This is a genomic window from Paenibacillus konkukensis, assembly GCF_023523925.1.
GTDB lineage: Bacteria > Bacillota > Bacilli > Paenibacillales > NBRC-103111 > Paenibacillus_S > Paenibacillus_S doosanensis.
On record NZ_CP027059.1, the window covers coordinates 3,035,206 to 3,055,023 of the forward strand.

The 19,818-nt window shown below is 55.7% G+C and carries 17 protein-coding genes; 3 read left to right on the forward strand and 14 right to left on the reverse strand.

The genetic code is table 11. The features are described 5' to 3' along the window. The first annotated feature begins 112 nt into the window (after positions 1-112). Both SK3146_RS12960 and SK3146_RS12965 read left to right on the forward strand, forming a co-directional pair. Positions 113-1,948: an HSP90 family protein gene (locus tag SK3146_RS12960; RefSeq protein ID WP_249865432.1), complete on the forward strand. Its 1,836-nt coding sequence runs from the start codon at positions 113-115 to the stop codon at positions 1,946-1,948. Continuing rightward, entirely contained in the window at positions 1,945-3,003 is a 1,059-nt protein-coding gene (locus SK3146_RS12965) for a hypothetical protein (RefSeq protein WP_249865433.1), read from the forward strand. The genes SK3146_RS12960 and SK3146_RS12965 overlap by 4 nt, the downstream gene beginning before the upstream one ends. A 57-nt stretch (positions 3,004-3,060) precedes the next feature. On the opposite strand, the gene SK3146_RS12970 is transcribed toward SK3146_RS12965, so the two are convergent. The 14 genes from SK3146_RS12970 to SK3146_RS13035 all read right to left on the reverse strand — a co-directional run bounded on the left by SK3146_RS12970 (position 3,061) and on the right by SK3146_RS13035 (position 19,084). Next, on the reverse strand, positions 3,061-4,236 hold the full coding sequence (locus SK3146_RS12970) for a DUF4272 domain-containing protein (RefSeq protein WP_249865434.1): 1,176 nt from the start codon (positions 4,234-4,236) through the stop codon (positions 3,061-3,063). 96 nt (positions 4,237-4,332) lie between these two features. After that, positions 4,333-4,722: a MarR family winged helix-turn-helix transcriptional regulator gene (locus SK3146_RS12975; protein ID WP_249865435.1), complete on the reverse strand. Its 390-nt coding sequence runs from the start codon at positions 4,720-4,722 to the stop codon at positions 4,333-4,335. Positions 4,723-4,944: 222 nt separating this feature from the next. Further along, positions 4,945-5,754 carry an inositol monophosphatase family protein gene (locus tag SK3146_RS12980; protein ID WP_249865436.1) on the reverse strand — a complete coding sequence of 270 codons (810 nt, stop codon included), beginning with the start codon at positions 5,752-5,754 and terminating at the stop codon, positions 4,945-4,947. Beyond that, entirely contained in the window at positions 5,751-6,566 is an 816-nt protein-coding gene (locus SK3146_RS12985; RefSeq protein ID WP_249865437.1) for an HAD family hydrolase, read from the reverse strand. Before SK3146_RS12985 ends, SK3146_RS12980 begins: the two co-directional genes overlap by 4 nt. Positions 6,567-6,589: 23 nt before the next feature. Then, positions 6,590-7,351: an MgtC/SapB family protein gene (locus tag SK3146_RS12990; RefSeq protein WP_249866283.1), complete on the reverse strand. Its 762-nt coding sequence runs from the start codon at positions 7,349-7,351 to the stop codon at positions 6,590-6,592. Positions 7,352-7,396: 45 nt separating this feature from the next. Then, a complete protein-coding gene (locus SK3146_RS12995; RefSeq protein ID WP_249865438.1) occupies positions 7,397-8,542 on the reverse strand; it encodes an ABC transporter ATP-binding protein in 1,146 nt (381 codons plus the stop codon). 1 nt (position 8,543) lies between these two features. After that, positions 8,544-10,382 (reverse strand): ABC transporter permease, encoded by a 1,839-nt coding sequence (locus SK3146_RS13000; RefSeq protein WP_249865439.1) that lies wholly within the window; start codon positions 10,380-10,382, stop codon positions 8,544-8,546. Positions 10,383-10,416: 34 nt separating this feature from the next. Further along, positions 10,417-11,316, reverse strand: a complete 900-nt coding sequence (locus SK3146_RS13005) for a sugar phosphate isomerase/epimerase family protein (RefSeq protein WP_249865440.1) — start codon at positions 11,314-11,316, stop codon at positions 10,417-10,419. Between the two features lie 68 nt (positions 11,317-11,384). Next, on the reverse strand, positions 11,385-12,545 hold the full coding sequence (locus tag SK3146_RS13010; protein WP_249865441.1) for an ABC transporter substrate-binding protein: 1,161 nt from the start codon (positions 12,543-12,545) through the stop codon (positions 11,385-11,387). A 94-nt stretch (positions 12,546-12,639) separates the two neighbouring features. Further along, positions 12,640-13,857, reverse strand: a complete 1,218-nt coding sequence (locus SK3146_RS13015) for an ABC transporter substrate-binding protein (RefSeq protein WP_249865442.1) — start codon at positions 13,855-13,857, stop codon at positions 12,640-12,642. 85 nt (positions 13,858-13,942) lie between these two features. Further along, entirely contained in the window at positions 13,943-15,151 is a 1,209-nt protein-coding gene (locus tag SK3146_RS13020) for an ABC transporter substrate-binding protein (protein ID WP_249865443.1), read from the reverse strand. 514 nt (positions 15,152-15,665) lie between these two features. Then, positions 15,666-16,691 carry a LacI family DNA-binding transcriptional regulator gene (locus SK3146_RS13025; protein ID WP_249865444.1) on the reverse strand — a complete coding sequence of 342 codons (1,026 nt, stop codon included), beginning with the start codon at positions 16,689-16,691 and terminating at the stop codon, positions 15,666-15,668. A gap of 113 nt (positions 16,692-16,804) precedes the next feature. Beyond that, positions 16,805-17,656, reverse strand: a complete 852-nt coding sequence (locus tag SK3146_RS13030) for a protein-tyrosine phosphatase family protein (protein ID WP_249865445.1) — start codon at positions 17,654-17,656, stop codon at positions 16,805-16,807. A gap of 54 nt (positions 17,657-17,710) precedes the next feature. Then, the gene (locus SK3146_RS13035) at positions 17,711-19,084 is read right to left on the reverse strand and encodes a sulfatase family protein (RefSeq protein ID WP_249865446.1); all 1,374 of its coding nucleotides are present in this window, start codon (positions 19,082-19,084) and stop codon (positions 17,711-17,713) included. Positions 19,085-19,353: 269 nt separating this feature from the next. Between SK3146_RS13035 and SK3146_RS13040 the strand changes: the two genes are divergently transcribed. Continuing rightward, the gene (locus SK3146_RS13040) at positions 19,354-19,674 is read left to right on the forward strand and encodes an SPW repeat domain-containing protein (protein ID WP_249865447.1); all 321 of its coding nucleotides are present in this window, start codon (positions 19,354-19,356) and stop codon (positions 19,672-19,674) included. Positions 19,675-19,818: the final 144 nt, after the last annotated feature.

Sequence of the window (19,818 nt, forward strand, 5' to 3'; positions counted from 1 at the left end):
GAAAAAACAATCCAAAGAATCCGATTTCAACAGCGATTGGAGGATCAAATGGACGCCGCAGCGGACTTTTTCACCACCCTTTTAGAGCAATAGATGAAAAGGAGTGTGTCCGATGAGCGAACAAAATGAGTACCGGTTTCAAGTCAACTTAAGCGGCATGATCAATATTTTATCCAACCATCTGTACAGCAGTCCGAAAGTATATTTGCGCGAGCTGCTGCAGAACGCTACGGACGCCATTACAGCAAGAAACAAACTGGAGCCCGCGAGCCGGGGGCAAGTAACGGTAGACATCGCCGGCAGCGGCTCCAATCTGACGATGACGGTCGACGATAACGGCATCGGTTTGACCGAGGAGGATATTCACCGTTTCCTGGCCATGATCGGCCATTCTTCCAAGGTCGGAGAAGATTTCCTGGCTAGCGAGACGTCTTTTATCGGGCGCTTCGGCATCGGCCTGCTGTCCTGCTTTATGGTCAGCGAAGAAATTGTCGTGCTGACGCAATCGGCTCAAGGCGGCCCTTCGATGGAATGGCGCGGCAAGCCTGACGGCACGTACACGATCCGCAAGCTGGAAACCCGCCTGTCTACGGGGACACGCATCTATTTGCGCTGCAAACCCGGCTGTGAATCGTATTTCGAGCCGGAAACGGTCAAAGAGCTGCTCTTTTACTACGGAGCGCTGCTGCCTTACCCGGTGATTCTCCGGGCAAGCGGGCTCCAGGAGACGGTGAATGCCTCCCGTCCGATCTGGATCGAGGAACCGGAGCTGGCCCGCGGAAGCCGCCAGGAGGTTCTCGCCTTCGGTCAGCGGCTGCTCGGCGAGCGGTTCCATGACTTCATTCCGCTGCGTACGGCAAACGGGCGGACCGGCGGGATCGCCTACATCCTGCCGCGCAGCGTCAATCTGAACGCCAGACGGACGCATCGAGTCTATTTGAAGCAAATGCTCGTTTCGGATCAAGCGGAGAATATTTTGCCGGAATGGGCTTTCTTCGTCAAATGCCTCGTATGGACCGACGAGCTGCAGCCGACCGCCTCGCGGGAACATTTCTACGAGGACGAGCGGCTTCAGGAAGTCAGAAGCGAGCTGGGGCAGGCGATTCGGGAAGAGCTGATGAGGATGGGGGAATACGAGCCGGATCGGCTGCAGCATATGATCGGACTGCATGTGCTGTCCATGAAGGCGCTGGCTGCCGAGGATACGGAGTTTCTCTCCGTCATTTACCGCTGGCTTCCCTTTGAGAGCACTTACGGCGAACGCGCGCTGGGAGAGCTGCTGGACGAGGGAAAGAAGCTTTACTATACCCTCTCCGTCGACGAATACCGGCAGATCGCCCATGTTGCGGCGGCTCAGTCGCAGCTCGTCTTAAACGGAGGCTACATCTATAATGCCGAGTTGCTGGAGCATCTGGCCTATTTGAAGCCGGAGCTGCAGCTGGAACGTCTCGTTCCGGAGGATGTGTCTCTCGCGTTTACGGACCTGACCTTGGAAGAAAAGAACCGGTATTATGAAGCGATCCGCATGGCCGATGCAGCCCTGCAAAGCTTCAAATGCCAAATTCAGCTGAAGCGGTTCAAGCCGGCCGAGCTGCCCGCGCTCTATACGTTATCCAAGGAATCGTCCGCTCTGCGGTCGATCGAGAAGGCCAAGGAATCGAGTCCCGATCTGCTCGCTTCCGTTCTCGGCAATTTGGGAGCGAGTCTGAACGAAGCGGCGTATTCCACGCTCTATTTCAACCTCGACAACCCGATGATCGAGCGCATATTTTCGGCAGCTCATCCGCAGATGCTCCCGGCCGCGGCGGAAGTGCTGTACACGAACGCTCTCATGATGGGACACTATCCGATGACCCGGCAGGAGCTGTCGGCGATGAACCGCGGCATTATCCGTTTTATCGATTGGGGACTTGAGGCTACGGCCGAGAATGGGGGGACTTCCGTATGAACCAGGATTTACAAGCGCTGCTTCAGGAAGCCGGGACGCTTCCCGACGGCGCGGCGAAGCTGGAAGTGCTGGAGGCGGCCGTGCGGATCGCCGACGCCGAAGGAGAGCTCGAACTGGCTTACGATACAAGGAGCGATATTGTAAGAACCGCGATATTTAACGGCTTCCCGCTCAAGGCCGTTGTCGCCTTCTCCTGGCAGCTCGGACAATACGACCGGCATCCCGAATTATTCGACAGCTACGATCTGCTATGGTCGTACAAATGGATTGTCGGGGAGATTGCGCACTTCCCGGACATTCCGCTCCAGCAGATCGCAGCGCTGGTCGAAGACTTGGGCAAGCGGTACGAGGCGCATGGATACAGCTCGCGTACTTACCTGTATTACCGCTTCCGGCTGGCCATGGATTTGGGCAATATGCAGGAAGCCGAGACGTTCATGGAACGGTTTCGGCAAGCTCGGCGGGACTATATGAGCGACTGCGACGCCTGCGAGCAAAATCAAATCGTCCAATATTACGCGGCCGCGGGGGACGATCTGAAGGCCCTGGAGGCCGCCAAGCCTATATTGGCGGGCTCGATGCGCTGCGCCGAGGTTCCTCACATTACGCTAGCGCATCTGCTGCTGCCGCTGCACCGTGCGCGGTCCGCGGAAGAAGCGGCCAAGGCGCATACCCGCGGATATCGGCTGATCAAAGGAAAACGGGACTTTATCGAAGCGATCGCCAGACATATCGACTATTTGGCCGTGACGAACCCGAAGAAAGGCATCGAATTGTTCGAGCAGCATGTCGCGTTGACGCAGCAGCATGAGGACCCTTATCAGACGATGCTGTTCCGTCTGTATTCGTCGAAGCTGCTGCACAGAGTCGCCGCAGACGGCTTGAAGTATCAGCCCCGTCTTCCGGCTTCGTTCCTGGCGGAACACGGGGAGATGGATCTGGAAGCATTGGCCCGGCATCTGGGCCGGCAGGCGACTTCGGCAGCGGAGAAGTACGACTTGCGCAACGGCAATACGATCTACTCCGAACTGGCTGCCGCCGCCTTGAGCGAATAGCCGGGCGCACTTGAAAAGGACCGCTCGGGTTCGCCCCCGGACGGTCCTTATGCATATCTATGTATCCATCGGGATATGATCCCAGTCCTCGCGGTCGCAGCCGGCCATCCAGAACAATCCCCTGCGCCGCTCCATAACGACGCTCTCGTTCATGCCTGCCGGAGCCTCTTGCCCGTGAATCCGGCTGTTGACGCACGCCCAATGCAGACGGTAAATTTTGTCGGCCTCGTTCAGAATTTCTTCTCGGCTGCGCAGCGCCGTACTCCGGTAAAATTCCCCGAACGAATCGCATTTGGAGACGACCTCAATCGCATAATTGCAGTCGCAAGTACGATCCGGGAAATCCAGCGTATCCGTTAGCCGAAGCGCCCAGATGAGCGGCCAGTACGCTTCGTACTGCCAAGCGATATTGACGGCCTCTTGCGGCGACGGTTCTTCCGCTTCCAGCAGATGGCGCTCGTTCCCGGTCAGCTCGTCCTCCACGCCGAATTTGCGCAGCGTGCTCAGCACGAAGTCCCTCGATTCGGCGAGATCGCCGCCCTGGGCCGCATCGCAAGCGTATTGAATCACGATCAAGAGAGCAACCGCTCTTCTCGCAATCTCCTCTTGCGACTTCCACTGGCATTCCGCTAGGGGCGGGAGCGGCGGCAGCGAATCCAGATACGGGATACCGCGGCCGTGGATATAATCGATGGACGCCCGCTTTCTGCGCTCGCCTTCCTCGGATGGCCTCTCCGGCCCCATCACTTTGCCGGTGCATGCCCTGGGACGGAAGTTTGCCGGGCCCGATGCTCCATCGGGATACACGATGACTTGTCCGTCATCGTCAAGCAGCGTCCCGTCCTGCATAAAGCCGATTCCCCCGACGGCTGATAGCAGCGCCATGCACTGCCGCAGCTGTTCGTCGCCAAGAGCTTTCTCCGCCTCTACCGCAATCAGCGCGTTCAATACGGAGATTTGCGTCAGCACAAGCTCCTTCCGGTTCTCGTCGGCAAAAGGAATCCGGTCGTAAAACCCGATCATTCCCGGAATATTCGTTTCGAAATAAGCGGGATTCGTACTTTCATGCGAAACCCGAATCGTCATCTTCCGTTTGTTGAACAGCGAGTTCGTTTGAACCGTATAATCGTTGCCATTTTTCTTGATCGTGTGGCCTTTGGCGAACAGCTCCATGATGAAGCCATCGATATCGTCCATATCGTTTCTTGATGCAAAAATAGTAAAATAATTCAACGTCCAGCCTCCTTCCGCTTATACAACTAGCCTACTAAATTTCCGAAGCGGACGTCAAATTTACCATAAATTGGTTATAACACTCGTTTAGGGGCGCTATTTATCGTCGATAGAAGCGATCTTTTCGATCGTTTGCACAAAAGCTTCCACTTCACTGCGCTCCAAATGGGATAAGTAATGTTTAAGCATACCGCTATAATGCTGCAAATTTTGTTTTAACACGTCTTGCCCGTGCGGTGTAATGGAGACAAAGACATTGCGGCGGTCGTTATTGCCGTATTCCCGGGAAATGAAGCCTTCTTTCTCCATCCGGTTCACCATCGTAGAGATCGTGCTCGGATTCAAACCGAAACGTTTGGCCAATTCCGTAATTTTGCACGGCTGTTCATCGGCAATGATTTTAAGCAAATACATCTGCTCCCGGGTGATGCCGGATTGAAACTGCTGCTGCATTCTCGTATTCATATTGCGCTGCACTTTATTCATAGCGGCTCGGATGCGAAAGGCAAATTCATTAAGCTCGTCCAGAAAGAATGCCCCCTTTGTACAAATAATTCGGATTATAAGCGTCGCTTGTTAGCGCATTCACGATTCGGTGATGGAAACCATAACAGCAGTGTGACAAAAAACCGTTTCTTCTATTATACAATAAACACGCAAAAAAGGGCCTGCCTCCATACAAAATGAGGCAAACCCTTTCTTGCGTCATCAGATTCCGATCTCGATCATCGGCTTCAGCAAGTCGTCATGCACCTTGCCGTTGCTTCCGACCACATGGGATACGGTCAAACTGTACGGCCATCCGAGCGTGTCGGTAACCTTGCCGCCCGCTTCCTCAATAATCAGCACGCCCGCGGCGATATCCCACGCGTTCAGGCCGTATTCCCAGAATGCGCCGAGCCGGCCTGCCGCGACATAAGCCAGATGCAGCGCCGCCGAGCCGAGCGAACGGATGGAGCGGCATTGCGGCGCTATCGTCCGCAAGCTCTCCATCACCGCCTGCCGGTTGGCCGCTTTGGAGGGGAACCCTGTCCCGACGACCGTTAGCCGCAGCTCGGGCGCGGCGGAGACCGCGATCGGGCTGCCGTTCATAAAGGCGCCCTCGCCCTTCTCCGCCCAGAACATTTCATCGCGGCACGGGTCGTAGATGACCCCGGCGACAAGCTCTCCGTAAGAAGCGAGCGCTATCGATACGGTAAATCCCGGAATGCCCTGCACGTAATTGTTCGTTCCGTCGATCGGATCGACGATCCAGACGAACGGTTCGCTCTTGGCCCGCTCTAACCGGTCCGCCAGCTCGCCGGCATGAGCGAACGATTCTTCCTCTCCGAGAAACCCGTGTTCCGGATAAGCTTCCTCCAGCCTCTGGCGGATCAGCTGCTCCGAAGCCCGGTCGACTTCGGTGACGACATCGAATACGGAGCTTTTCTCTTCCGCGGCAAAGCCGCTGCCCATCTTCGCCTGAATCATCAGCCCCGCTTCTCTGGCGATTCTCCCCGCCGTTTCCAAATAACTCATGCCAGCTCTCTCCTCTTCTCGATAAAATCGCCTATAATCGCAGCGATGGCATGCCGCTCATGATGCACCGTCACCGCATCGGCCGCGGCCGCAAGCTCGGGATGCGCATTCGCCACGGCGTACCCGAGGTCAGCCTGCCGGATCATCGCCAAATCGTTCAGATTGTCTCCGACCGCGATCGTGTAGGGCTTATCGAGCTGAAGCAGCCGGATAAGCTCGGTCAGCGCGCTGCCTTTGGTCGTATGCGGAGGCAAAATTTCCAAATAATTGGATTCCGAATATACCAGCTCGCAAGGGTAAGCGCTATCCCTAATAGCCTGCTCAATCCCCTTCATTTTCTCCGGAGAGGCGCTGATCAGCATCAGCTTGGTCACCGGACCGTCCATCATCTCGTCGTTCCAAGGAAGGCAGACGACGCCGTCCTTGCGTTCATGCCGTTCAAGCACCTCGTTCCGAGCCGGGGCGTATACTTGGCCGTCGCGGTACACGAGCAGCGCCGTTTCCTCCGGCCCCGGCAAGCTTGCCATCAGCAAGCTCCGGATGCCGGGAGGGACGGTCAGCCGGCGTTCGTACAACACTTCATTCGTTGCCGGGCGTACGATTTTGGCCCCGTTGTACAAAATGACGGGCAGCTCCAAGCCAAGCTTCCGCACGAACGGCTCCACCGCCGCCTCCATCCGGCCTGTGGCCAAAGTAAACAAGCCGCCCATTTCCATAAACCGCCGGATCGCGCTCTCGTTCTCGGGACTAATTTGCTGCGTTTGATTCAATAAGGTTCCGTCCAAATCGGAAATGAGTAGTATATTTTTCACATGCTCCAGCCACCCTGTCTGTTTTATATGGAAACCGAACCTTCCTTATTTCCACTGTTTTTCAGGCCTGTGACCAGCTGGGATTCCAAAGAAACGACCATATCCATCGAAGCGATTTGCTCCATGGCGGATATGAGCTGCTCCTGCTTTTTCAGCTTCAGGCTAAAATGCAGGTGCATCGACGGAGCGGACCCGTCTTCCGGGGCGTGCTCATCGGGGAGCATCTTCAGGTTGGTGATCTGTACGTCGTGATCCCCGAAGATCGAAGCGATTTTGCCCAGCGCTCCGGGGTTATCGATAATCTGAATGGCGACCTCTTGATATCGGCGGTGGCGCATCAGATGCTTCTCCCACTTATTAAGCAGGAACAGGCTGATCAGCACGAGAAAGGTGCAGAACAGCGCGCCCATATAAAATCCCGCGCCCACGCTGAGGCCGATGGCGGCGACTACCCATACCGAGGCGGCCGTCGTCAAGCCTTTGATCATATTGCCGTTGCGGAGAATCGCCCCGGCTCCCAGAAAACCGATACCGCTAATGACCTGCGCCGCCAAACGGGCCGGGTCCGTCCGCACATTCGCCTCATTGACAAATTGGGAAAAGCCGTAGCTGGACAGCAGCATAATCGTCGTCGAACCGAGACAAACCAGAATATGCGTGCGGAATCCCGCCGCATGATTGCTCCATTCCCGTTCCATTCCGATCAAACCGCCCAATACGACGGACAATATCATCCGGAGCACAAGCTCCCAGTGAGTGATTTCCCATACGCTTCCGCTTGTCATTGTCAATTTCTTTCTCTCCCAGCCCAGTAAAATAAGTTAGATGTATTAAATAATGCCTCGCTTCAATTCGGGGCTTGCCGCCGACTCCTCCGTTCGGGGAATCAGCCTGCCCGTCTCCTTGTCGTACACATTGACCTTCTCCTGCGGGATCGTCACCCACACCATTTTGCCGACCGGATAGTCCAACTCTCCGATCACCTTGGCCAGCAGCAGATTGTCGCCCCGGGTCGTCAGCTGAATAAGCGTCTCCGATCCCGCAGGCATCACGGAATAAATGCTGAGCATTGCGGCGCCTTCCGTTTTCTCGGACGAAATGAGGATATCCTCCGGATATACCGCAAGCACCGCTTTGCCGCTTCCCGCTCCGGATGAAGCTCCCGGCAGGACGAGCGTGCCGAGCTCCGATTCCGCGGTCAGGCTGCCGTTAAGATAAGCGACATCCGCGTCGATGAAATTAATTTTGGGATTGCCGATAAAGTCGGCGACCCTTAAGTCGACCGGGTGGCGGTAAATATTTCTCGGCGTATCCACCTGAACCAAATGGCCTTCGAAAAACACAGCGATCTTGGTCGACATCGTAAGCGCTTCAACCTGATCATGCGTAACGTAAATAATCGTCGTCTTCAGCTCGCGGTGAAGCCGTTTCAGCTCCGCTCTCATTTCCAGTCTCAGCTTGGCGTCAAGATTGGAGAGCGGTTCGTCCAGCAGCAAAATCTTCGGCTCGGTCACGATCGCTCTCGCAATCGCCACCCGCTGCTGCTGGCCGCCGGACAGCTCCGACGGATAGCGGTCCTTGTACTGGATAATCCGCATCTTCTCCAGGGCGCTTTCCACCTTGGCGCGGATTTCCGCCTTCGGCGTCTTGTTGATCGACAGCCCGAAGGCCACGTTGTCGAATACCGTCATATGAGGCCACAAAGCATAGCTTTGGAATACGAGATTCAGTCCGCGCTTGGAAGGGGGCGCATAATAGCCCTTCGCGCCGTTGACCATCTCCTTGCCGTTAATGGTAAGGACGCCTTCCTCCGGGTTCTCCAGTCCCGTAATCACGCGCAGCGTCGTCGTCTTGCCGCAGCCCGAAGGTCCGAGCAGCGTCATGAAATCGCCGTCTTCAATGAACAAATCCAGATCCTTCAGTATATGATTGTTATCGAAATATTTATTAATCTTTCTCAGCTGTATCCCGCTCATATTATCCTCCTATGCCCTTCGAAAGGTCGGCTTTGCCGTATTTGGTCGCAACGAAATTCGTAATCAAAATAATCGCGATAATAATGATAACGATAGCGTCGGCATACTGTTGATAGCCTTTTTCCGCATAGCGGAACGTCAATGTCGTCAGCGTGCTCGTCTTCGGCGTCACCAGCAGAATGATCAGATCAAGCTCCTTCATCGCGCTTATGAACAAGAGCAGGAAGGCGCTGATCAGCCCTTTGCGGCTCAGCGGCACCATGATATTGAAGAATCTCCGGAACCAGGAGGCTCCGTGCAGCTTGGCCGCTTCCTCCAATTCCCCGCTGATTTGCAGCATGGTGCTCGTACCCGAGCGGGTGGCGAACGGCAGCTCTTTGACGATCGTGATCAGAATGACGATGGACAAGGTTCCATACAAGGCAGGCAGCAGCAAATGCGGCTGTGCGAACATCGAAAGATAGATGGCGGCGAAGGATATGCCGGGAATGAGGTAGGGCATGAAGGAAAGCTGCTCCACCAATTTTCCGGAAAAGCTTTTACGTCCTTTGGAGATGACGTATCCGAATATTAAACCCATTATAGCCGCGATTGACGCTGCCAGCAATGCGATTTGTAAAGAATTTTTTAAGCCGAGCCAGATTGTGTCGCTCTTGAGAATTCCTACCTCGCCGGAAGCGATGGAGAAGTCCGAATCGCCGAACCAGTAATGCGTCGTCAGGTTGCTTAAGCTGTAATTGCCGTCCTGCAGCATGAACGTTTGCCATAAGAGCAGCAGTAGCGGGAAGATGCCCGCCGAGAACATGAACAGGAAGACGGCGGCGACGGCCGGTATTTTCCACTTCCCGAGCGGAGTGACGGTTTTGCGCGAATCTTTGCCGCCGATCGTCGCATAGCTCTTGCGCTTGCCGATCGCCCGCTGATTGAAGTAGATCGTCAGCGACGAGATGATGATCAGAATCAGGCTGAGCACGTAGGCGTCGGAAATCATCCGGTTTTTCATGCTGCCGTACAGCATCGTAGCGATCGTATAATATTTGACCGGAAGCCCGAGAAAGGCGGCGGCGCCGAAGGTGCCCATGCTTTTGGAGAAGGTCAGGATGAGCGCCGACAAAATCGCCGGAAGGACGAGCGGGAACGTAATTTTGCGCAATATCGTAAACCGGCCTGCCCCCAAAATATCCGCCGTTTCCTCCAGCGAGCTGTTGATCGAGCTGAGCGATACCGCGATCAACAGGTAAAAGAACGTATAGTAGTGGGCGACCAGCACGATGGAAATCGGGAAGAAGCCGTACGAAATCCAGTCGGGCGGGTTCACGCCGAGCACATATTGCAGCATCCCTTGCGTTCCGCCGACGCGGTCGTTCTTGAAGACAATCAGCCAGGCGAACGATTTGATCCAGGAAGGCAGCATGTAGGGAATGATCGCCAGAAACGCCCACGTCTTTTTATAGGGAAGGTCGGTGCGCGTGACGAGCCAGGCGAGCCCTCCGCCGATGACCATCGAGAAGAACGAGACGAATACGGCGATATTGAATGAATTCAGCAGCGGCTTGTAAAAAATCGACGAGCTGATATCGCTGTACAGCACATGCAGCCAATGATTGATTGTCAGCTCCCCCGGTACGGCGCCGGGATTGGCCCGAATGTCCTCCGGATGCCAGGTGAACGTATGCGCTACGATCTCCCACAGCGGAATGACGATAGTATAGCCCAGGAAAATAATCGCTATGATGCTGATCAAGCTGAGTGGATTCGTAAAGATGCCCTTAACCCTGTTCAATGAGCGCGTCATCGTAAACTTCGGAACGGGTCTGCCGGGATATTCGACTTTGTTCACCGCGTCTACACCTCTTTTTTCCAGCCTGTCGCTGTTATGTTGTCGCTTCCGTCCGAACCGCATTTCGCAAGCGCTCTACCGAAGCCAGAACCTGCTCGCGCAGCGGTCTATCCTGCTCGAATTTATTCATCGTCAGCTCCAAATTATATACGCCGTCATACCCCGCCTGCCGCAAAGCGGATACGTACTGCTCCAGAGGCAGGCTGCTGCGCTCGGTCAGCGGGTTATGGGTGCCGGTCTTGCCGATGCCGTGGATATGGGTATGAACCGCCCTCGCCACAAACTCCGCATCCGGCAGATCGGTCAGCAGCTCCTTGGGAGGAGCCTTTAATTGATGCGCGTCGAGCAGATTGGAGTAGAAATGTCCCATATCCCACGTAACGCCGACGGCGGGATGGTTCACCTCGCTTACGATACGCAGCACGCCGCCGATCGAATCGCCCGGATCGACCTTGCTGGCCTTCTTGCGGTTGTTCTCGATGCCGATCCGAAGCGGCAGGCTCTCCGCATCGATCAGCGCGGTCCATTCGCCGAGCAGCGCGACGGTTTGGCGGTGCAATTCCTCCTCGGAGCCCGTCTTCGCGTCGAACGCATGCAGCGCCATCGTCAAGCCGCTCTGGTATTTATGGAAATGCTTCAATATATAGCTCATCGAAGGATAAATTTCGGCGAAGCTCGTTCCCGGATGCTCTCCGGCCACATGGCCGTGAACCGTCAGCTGCAGCCCCGTATCCCAGATCAGCTGAATCAGATCGCGGTAAGCCCATTCGTCGGCTCCGCGGGGCAATATCCGCACCTCGACCGAACGGACGCCGCCTGCTTTGAGCGCATCGAGCAGCTGCTCTACCCGGTCGTAATGCGCGATCAGATCGTTCGGGCTGTCCTTGCTCGCCTTGCCGAGAAACACCGGGCTTTGAATCGAAAAACCTAACATGGAACAACACTCCGTTTCGTTAGAAGGTCACTGACTTTTAAGAAGGTCACCGATTTTTAGGAAGAAGATCATTGATTTTTGATCCAGAAGTTGACGACATCCTGATATACTTTGTAAAACTTCTCGCTGTCGTACTGCCATACGTTCAGCTGATCGATGTTTTTGCCGTTCTTGTGCTGCACGTCCGAACGGGTCATCCACGAGCCGACCTCGTTGAACGGCGTCGTGCCCTCGCCCTTGCCGTCCGCCTCGCCGGCCATCCAGCGCACGAGCAGCTTCGCCGCGTTCGGATGCGGCGCCTTGTTGGCGACGAAGAGCAGTCCCTCGTCGACGACCGACAGCTTCGGCTTCATATCCCAGATGATGTCGGCCTTCAAGCCTTTGTCGGCCATCTTGCGGATATCGCCGGATACGCCGATGAAGACCGGCGCCGGTTTGTTCGGAGCCGCCTTGCCGACCGCATCCTGGCCGTCCCCGCTCGCCTTGACGAGGATGACGTTTTTGTAAAACCGCTGCAAAAATTCATAGCCCGCATTCGTCGTGCCGTTCAGCACGATATCGCTCCCGAACTTCTCTTTGTAAGCCGCAGCCATCTCATCGGCATTGACGACGAAGGAGACGAACATATCCATCTGCGCCGGGGATTGCAGCGGATCGACCATCAGCACCCGGTTTTTCCATTCCGGGGTCGTCAGATCCCACCAGTTATTGACCGGAGGCGTCTTGTTCTGCTCCGTATTGTAGAAGAGCGTGCGGAATTCGAGATACGGCACGAACGCGATGCCTTTGCTGCGCCACGGCTCATACACCTTCTCGGCGATATCGGCCGGCAAGTATTTGAAGAGCGCGCCCTTCTTCACCAATTCTTCCTCGATGCCCCCGCCCACTTCCTTGGTCAGCACGAGGTCCGCGTTGAAAATGCCGGCGGCCTGCTCGCGAATCAGTTTATCCATAATGACGTTGGATTTCAGATCGAAGGCTTCCACTTGAATGCCGGGATACTTGGCCTCAAACGTCTTTTCTACGTCGTTGATGCGCCCGGAGGTCGAATAGACGGTCACTTTGCCTTCTTTTTTGGCCTTTTCGTACAGCTCCTCCACCGTCTCCGTCTTATACAATCCGTTCTGCTCGGCCCACTCCGATTTGCCGCTTCCGGCTGCGGCGGCTGCTCCGCCTGCGGGCTGGTCCGCCGTCTTGGGTGCTGAAGTGCTGCAGGCTGCGATCACCATGCTGAAAGTCATCAGTAACGCGCAAACATTCCTCGCTTTTTTCATCCGAAACACCCCTGTTTCTTTAATAAAAACAAATTGTACCTGCCCTGTCCTACTGCATTCTCAGCCAAAATTCTCTGAACTTTACGAAGTTAGCGTAAAAGTAATCGGAGTCGTAATCCCACACTTTGAGCTGATCGATCCCGGGCTGATCGGTGCGGCCGTTATCGGTGCGCGTCGACCAGGAGCCCATGACGTTAAACGGCTTGAACCCGTCGGACTTGCCGTCCGCTTCGCCCGCCATCCAGCGGATCATCAGCTTGGCGGCATTCACGTTCGGCGCTTTGTCGGCCACGTACAAGTAGGACGGACCGACAACGGAAATACGGGGCAGCACATCGTAGGTCGCCGCAATGCTCAGCTTTTTCTCTATAACCTCCCGCAGCTTGCTGGATGCGCCGATGCCGATCGGCGGCTTGCCCTGCGCCGCAGACCCGACCGCTTCGACGACCTCGTCGCTCGATTTAAGCAGAACCGGATCGTTCGCAAGAAACCGTTTGAAAAACTCGTAAGCCGCATTTTCCGTCCCGTTCAAAACGATATCTTTGCCGAATTTGGCCTTGTACGCCTCCTTCATTTCGTCGGCATGCTGCGCCATCGCCAGGAACAGATCCATCATATCGGCCGAATCGATCGGATCGTTCATCAGCACCTTGCCTTTCCACTCCGGCATCGTCAGATCCCACCAGTTGGTGACCGGAGGCGTTTTGTACACATCCGTATTGTAAAAGATCGCGCGCAAGCTGAAGTACGGCACCAGCCCCTCGCTCTTGCTCTTATACGGCTCCACCATCTTCGCCGTCAAATCGGCCGGCATGTAGCTGTGAACGAGCTTCTTGGTCGTCAGCTCCGTCGAGACCGCACCGCTCGCATCCTTGACGAAGATGACATCCGCGTTGTAAATGCCGGCGCCCTGCTCGCGGATGACCTTCTCCACGATATCGTTGGTCGACATATTGAAGGCTTCCACCTTAATGCCCGGGTATTTGGCCTCGAAGCTCGCCTTCACGTCTTTAATCCGGCTCGACTGCGAGTAGACGACGACCTTGCCCTCCTGCTTCGCCTTCGCATACAGCTCGTCGACGGTTTCCGTCTTGTTCAGCCCGTTTTGCTCCGCCCATTCGGAAGCTGCGGCCACGCCGCCGGCCCCTCCCGCTTTGCCTCCTCCGCCGTGGGTCTTCTCTCCCGCGCCGGAGCCGCAGGCGGCAAGCATAAACATCATGGTAAAGGCGACGAGCAGGCCGGTCGCCGCTTTGCGCTTTTTCTTCATTGTGATGAAACCTCCTGTATCATACGTACATGAATACAACGGACTGCGCATGCGTAAACGGTCTTTCGATCGCAACTTCCTCCCGTTACTGCTGCTTCAACCAGAAATCGCGGATTTGGGGCGAGTTTTCATAGAAAAATACCGGATCGTACTTCCAAACGTTCAGCTTCTCCAGAGGCAAATCCTCCACCTGCTTAACATCCGACCGCGTCGGCCACGCCCCCCAAATATTGAACGGCTTCAGTCCCGCTCCGTTGCCGTCCGCCTCTCCCGCCATCCAGCGGATCAGCAGTTTGGCCGCATTCGGATGCTTCGACTGGTCGCCGACGTACAGCAGCGCCTGCTCGACATGGGATACCTTCGGCTTGATGTCGTAGGAGACGCCCAGCTTCAGCCCCTGTCCCTGCGCTTCCCGCAGCTTCGTCGATACGGCGAGCCCGATCGGCGGCTTCGTCTGTCCGGTTTTGCCTACCGCCTTGACGATGTCCCCGCCGGAATTGGTCAAGATGAGGTCGTTGGCCGACAGGCGGCGGATAAACTCATAACCTGCGTTCGGCGAACCGTTCAAATCGATGTCTTTGCCGAATTTGTCCTTGTACGCCTGCTTCATATCGTCGGCGTTCTGCACCATCGCGAGGAACAAATCCATCGTATCGGCCGATTTCATCGGGTCGCTGATCATGATGCGTCCCTTCCACTCCGGCGTGGTCAAATCCCACCAATTGGTGATCGGCGGCTTCGGGTATACCTCGGAGTTGTAGAAAATGCCTCTGGCTTCCACGTACGGCACGAGCCCTTCCACCTGGCTCTTGTACGGCTCCGTCATTTTGCTTACAATGTCGCTCGGCATATATTTATGAACGATGCCTTTCTTCAGCAGCTCCATCGTGAACGTGCCGCCCGTATCCTTCGTGAAAATGACATCGGCGTTATAGACGCCGGCTCCGTGCTCCCGAATCAGCTTCTCGAGCATATCGACCGAGCTGATATTATAAGCTTCTACTTTCACGCCGGGATATTTGGCCTCGAAGGAATCCTTCACATCGCTGACCCGGCTGGACATCGAGTACAGGACGACGGTTCCTTCCTCCTTCGCCTTGGCGTACAGCTCCGCCGCCGTCTCCGTCTTGTTCAGTCCCGCCTGCTCCGCCCATCCGGCCGACGCTTGAGCGCCCCCCGGCGCCCCGTTGCCTTTGCTCTCCGCTCCCCCGCCGGTGCCGCCGCATCCGCCTATTGCCAGCATCGCCGAGCATATCAACGCCGCTGCCGCCAATCTTACCTTTGTCCGCTGCATTGTGATCCCCCTATTGTCTAAGAGTGTGATGATTTCATCGTGTCCTGCGGCGATAGAGGTTCCACTCGCTGTTCCAACTCTCTACCGACTCTCCGGCCACTTTTTCACCACGCTTCTAAAAATGTGGCGAAAAAGTCCGCTGCGGTGCCGTTTGATCTTCCAATCGCTCTTCCAGATTCAAATGGCCCCTCCGCTCTTTTTTCACGGCTTCTAAAATTCGTGATGGATTCGCGGACTGCGGCCGCTTTTTCCTTTCACCGCATGTATAAGCCGCCCCAGGTTAAGCGCTTTATCTATTACTTGGGCCAACTAGGTCCTTGCCGAAATAAACGCTGCGCCGCTTGTTATTCCGCTGCATTTCAGCATCGCTCGAAGCGCCCCTTCCCGGCGATGATTCGGCCGATTTGAACAGCGTCTTCGCTTTTCGCCCGTCGTTTAAGCTCTATTCCCCGGGCTTTTCAAAAAAGTAAGCGTTATCATTCCTTGCGAAAAAGGAGAGACTCTAGCGCAGTCTCTACTCCTTATTGTCATCCGGCCCGTTCACGGGCGAACAAGTGCTGCGTATGATCAGCTCGGTATCCAATATAATCGAATCCGCCGTCCTTTGGTTGCTCTGCATCATCTGCAAGAGCAGCTCCGCCGCCTGGCGTCCCATTTCCTTCCGCGGCTGCGCCACCGTCGACAGCTTGATCCAATGCAAATTCGTCATTTCCAGATTGTCGAAGCCGATGACGCTGATCCGCCCCGGAACCGCAATATGATGGCGGGCCGAGTACTCCAGCGCTCCGATACCCAGCAGGTCGTTCGCCGCGAACACCGCGGTCATATCGGGCGCATCCTGGAGCAGCCGCCCCATCGCCTTATATCCGCATTCAATCGTCCGACCGTTCCACGATATAGCCTTCGAATCCGGCTCGATCCCTTGCCGATTCAAGCTGTCGACATATCCGCGGTACCGTTCCTGACCGGTAAACGAATAGCGCGGCATTCCGATAAATCCAATCCTCCGATGCCCTAAGGAGAACAAGTAATCCATCGCGTTGCAGGTACCCTCGTAATGATTGACGTCGACGAACGGCATCCCGAGCCCCGCCGGAGGCCGTCTGCGAAGAAAGACGACCGGTATATCCAGACGCTGCAGCAGTTCTATAGCTTCTTCGTCCAAAAAATCCGGCGTCACGATGATCCCGTCCATTTTCCGTTCCATCACGCTGGTCAAAAACCGCTTCTCCTTATCGGGACGCCGCGACGTGTTGACGTAGACGACCTGATATCCGTTCTCCGACAGCACTTCCTCGACATCGTGAGCCATCGCCGAGAAGAACGGATCGGTGATATCCGGGATCATTAACCCGACCGTATTCGATTTGCGTTGAATCAGGCTTCGCGCCACGGCGTTCGGCGTGTAGTTGAACCGCTTCATCGCCTCCAGCACTTCCTGCTTCGTCTCCTCCCGGATATCGGGATGGTTATTGAGCGCCCGCGATACGGTAGAAACGGAAACCCCGAGCTGTTTAGCGATATCTTTTATAGTTGGCATAATGTGTCATTCTCCTTTTGGCAACGTTTCCGGTAACGTTACCAAAAGTGTAAAATAAAACGCTATCGTTGTCAACGAAAAGATACTTGCTTCTCGCCGACCGCAATCGCGATTTATTTGCCCTCCGCCGCAAGCCACTCGGACCATGTCGTAGCATAGCCGTCCCGGTTGCCGGCGCAATAATCGTAAAACCGATGAATGAAAGCCAGCCGCTCCAGCGCGGGCTCGTATTTGTACTGGTCCTGCGGGTCCGTCCTCCCCACGTCCTTGCCTCCGATGAGCACATGCCTGCGCAGCAGATCGTCCCTCCCCACCTCCTTCGCATTGCGCAGCATATCGTACATCAGCATGAAGCTGGTCGTCCTCCCCACCCCGCCGCGGCAGTGAAAATGCAGCCACATTCCTGCGGGCAGCCCGTTCACATAGCGGATAAACCGGTCGACCTCGCCGTCAAGCGGCCGGTGGTGATCCGTGACGAAAAACCGGATGTATCCCGCTCCTTCGGATAGCACAAGCTCCTCCTCGGTCTGCACCTTTCTCGGGCCGGTCAAGGCTGCGTCCAAATCCACCGATTTATTCGGCAGCCGGTCGAATACAAGCTCGGGCGCTTGCCCGGCTTCATCCAGCAGCCGCCGTTCTTCGGCACAGACGTCCTCATGGGTTAAGCCTTTATTGCAGCCGTTATGCTCGCCGTACCAACTAACCGCCATCCCGTTGACAAAACCGTGGCTTTCCTGGCGCAAATCGACAACGGTCAGCGGCCCCGGGCCTATCGCCTTCCGAATCAGCCGAAGCCCGTTATGCGAAAATTGTCCGCTCCCCGACGCCCGCAATTCGGCTAATCCCGACAGATTGGGCGGCTCCTCCGTCCCCGGCGGAATCGGCGTCGTCGTCATGCGGAATTTTTTGGGCAATGTCTCCTGATTGTCCACATCGATAATCCGATGCGCTGTTTGACTTGGCATGTGCATCATGCTCCTTTCGTTCTTTTGAATCGATACCTTCTTCCGAATGTAAATCTAAAACGGCTGAGTGCGGACGGGCAGCGTATTTTCCGTTTGCAGCAGACGCTGCAGCAGCTGCCAGACGAGCCCGAAGCGAATCTCCGCATATTCCGGGACGTCCCAGACGTTGCGATCTTGGGCAGGGTCCGTACGCAAATCGTACAGCTCCCCGTCATCGCGGCCGCTCCAAACCGTTAAGCGAAAATCTTTGCTGCGCAACGTTTTCTCGAACACTTCGGCCGCATCGGTCCGCGACGTTTCGAAATTATGCTCGATCAGGGCAAAAGGCGGCCGCCCCGGGTCCGTCCCTCCGCCGAGCAGCGGCAGCAAGCTTCGAGCCTGCATCGAGTGCGGCTTCATGCTCCCCGTCAGGTCGCAAATCGTCGGCGCGAGATCGAACAGCTGAACGATGTCGTCGACGACGCGCGGTACGGGCGGCGCCTCCGTCATCTCCGGCGTCTTCACGATCATCGGGATGCGAATGCTCTCATCTTCGGGACGTCCTTTGCCCCATCGTCCGTAATCGCCAAGAAACTCTCCGTGATCGCTGGAAAACAAAATCGCCGTTCGCTTCGCCAAGCCCGATTCGTCCAAGTAACGAAGAATCTCTCCTACGCAATCGTCCACATGCGAGACCAGCGTATAATAAGCGGCACGCTTCTTGCGGATGCTTTCCTCATTATCGGAGGTTATGTCGCATTTTCTCGGCAAGGGCATATCCGCGGGATCGTATCGGCCGGCCAGATCGGACGGAACGATAAACGGCGAATGCGGGTCGAAGAAGCTCGACCAGAGCAGGAACGGGGCGTTCCCGTACTCGCGCAAAAACTCGACCGACGCCTCGCCGACCCAGCGGCTGTGGGAAGCCCGCGCCGGAAAAGCCCCCGTCGTCTCCGCATGGTCGGTCCGGCTGCGGACTCGCGAAGCACCGGGCTCGATGCGGATCGCGTCCGCATATTCCGGATAATTGCGCTCTACCCATTGGGTGTACGGATCTCGGTAGACGCCGCGCTCGTCGGTCACCTGCAGCGTCCGAAAGCCGTAGCCCGGATGAGGCGCCGTATGGTCGCGGTACGTATGATTCTGCACATGAAGCTTGCCGATATGCGCCGTATGATAGCCGCGCTGACTTACGATTTGCGGAAAAGTCACCTCCCGCTCGGACAAGCGGACACCGCCGCCGCGAACGCCGTGCGCATGAGGAAAGCGGCCGGTCAATAGAGATGAGCGAGCCGGCATGCAGGCCGGGGCGTTGGTGAACGCTTGGGAGAAGCGGACGCCCTCCCGGGCCAGTCTGTCGATATGAGGCGTATGAGCCCCGCCCTCTCCCGCACATGACAGCGCGTCCCAGCGCAGCTGATCGACGGTAATGAGCAAAACGTTCATCATCCTGCTGTCGCCTCCTTATGAATGCCGAGATTTTGCAATCGTTGTGAAAAAATAAGGTAAGCGCTTAACCTAAAGCTAAAAATAAATTCGCAAGCTAATTTCGATAGGATTGTGAACAGTAAGTTAATTCAGCTGGTAACGTTACCGGAAACGTTACCAAAATTTTAAAATAAACACGGCGCTTTGTCAACAAAAAAATGAAATCGCTTTAATTCCGCGAACCAAGGACAATCCTCCCCTCATATGATAGCTTATGGGAGGTGCTTTACATGAAAACAAGAAGCGTCTTCATCACACTATTCGGCATATGGTTTATTGCGGCTCCGTCGGTGTTCGGCTATACCGATCTTTATGCGGCGGCATGGATAAGTGTTGGCTTAGGCATCGTTCAAATCATAGCATCGCTCTGGTCGCTGCGTTATGCTTCGGGCGATTCCCCTCCACATCTTGTCACTCTTTTGACAGGTCTCGTGATGGCGGTTATGCCCTTCACGCTTTTGTCCGATCGTACGATCTGGATCAGCGCAGCCATCGGCGTATTGACCATTCTATTCAGCTTTGCCAATCTAAGCGTCAGAGCGCGGAAATGAGAATTTGTCGCCAACGGGAAATATCTTTACCGCGCTGACGCTTTCGTAAACTTAAGCTTTCCAATGCGGCAAGAAAACGCGGCGCTATCGCTTATCCTCTCGTCCGAAACGATGCATAGAAAAACGACAGATGTAAATACTTTA